We start from the raw sequence: 1,299 nt of genomic DNA, 5'->3' as shown, positions 1-1,299 counted from the left end.
TGATATGATCCCCTCATAGTAGACAGAAAAAAGAAAGCGCACTAAGCTGTCTATTATGGAGGGGATTTTTCTATGGGTAAAATTAATAAAACATATGATATTCAATTCAAGAAAAAAGCTGTAGATATGTATCTGAAAGAAGGTATGGGCTACAAAACAGTAGGTAGAGAATTAGAAATAACTCCTAAAATGGTACGCCGATGGGTTCAACACTTTGAGGCAGAAGGAATAAAGGGCCTCGAGGAGAAGCGTGGGAGAGCTAAAGGACCTGGGATAGGAAGACCAAGAACACGTCCTGAGGATCCAGAAGAAAAAATTAAACGATTAGAAGCTGAGAATGAAATGCTAAAAAAGCTCTTAGGAAAGTAAAAGGGGGAATGGAAGTCGTACTTACTAGTACGAAGTATGAGGTTGTTAAAGAGATGTCTAAGAAGTACACCGTTCAACTCTTATGCGAGCTTACAGGTGTATCAAGGGCTGGATACTACAAATGGTTAAAACGCCAAGAATCCTCTTCTCCTAAACAGGTAGAAGATCATAAAATCAAAAAATTGATTATGGAGTGTCACACAAAACTTAAAGGGATCTATGGGTATAGAAGAGTACAGACCTGGCTTAAGACGATGCATAATCTACATATGAATCACAAACGAGTTCAACGCTTGATGGGAGAATTAGGCCTTAAAGCTGTTATCAGAAGGAAGCGACCTTACTATGGTAAGAAGGAAGCTTATGTCATCTCAAATAACCATTTGAATCGGGACTTTACAGCTTCAAAACCAAATGAAAAATGGGTAACCGACGTTACCTATTTAATTTTTAATGGACAAAAACTGTATCTATCTGCCATTAAGGATTTGTATAATAACGAAATAATAGCCTATGAAATCAGTAGAAGAAACGATCTTAAATTAGTCATGGATACAGTGAAGAAGGCTAGAAAAAAACGAAGCGTAAAAGGCATTATGCTCCACAGTGACCAAGGGTTCCAGTATACCTCGAAACAGTATAACAAACTGCTTAATAAGTACAAAATGAAATCAAGTATGTCCAGAAAAGGAAACTGTTGGGACAATGCATGTATGGAGAACTTTTTCAGCCACTTTAAAACAGAATGTTTTTACTTATACTCTTTCCAAACCTCTGAAGAGGTTAAGTTTGCAGTCCACAAATACATACGATTTTACAATCACCAAAGATTTCAAAAGAAATTAAACAACCTGAGCCCCTATAAGTATAGAGCTCAGGCTGCTTAAAAATGCTTTTTAATTCCTGTCTACTTGACAGGGGTCACTTCAA

2 protein-coding genes are annotated in these 1,299 nt (G+C 37.0%); both read left to right on the top strand.

Annotated features, from left to right (window positions below; genetic code table 11):
- Positions 1-72: 72 nt before the first annotated feature.
- Positions 73-369 carry a helix-turn-helix domain-containing protein gene (locus Q4550_RS23160; protein ID WP_303536524.1) on the top strand — a complete coding sequence of 99 codons (297 nt, stop codon included), beginning with the start codon at positions 73-75 and terminating at the stop codon, positions 367-369.
- 8 nt (positions 370-377) lie between these two features.
- Entirely contained in the window at positions 378-1,256 is an 879-nt protein-coding gene (locus Q4550_RS23155; RefSeq protein ID WP_303536521.1) for an IS3 family transposase, read from the top strand.
- Positions 1,257-1,299 lie beyond the last annotated feature (43 nt).

This window comes from Anaerobacillus sp. 1_MG-2023 (genome assembly GCF_030547345.1).
Lineage (GTDB): Bacteria > Bacillota > Bacilli > Bacillales > Guptibacillaceae > Guptibacillus > Guptibacillus hwajinpoensis_B.
Note: the sequence above shows the minus strand (reverse complement) of the source record. Positions and strands in the feature narration are given on the sequence as shown.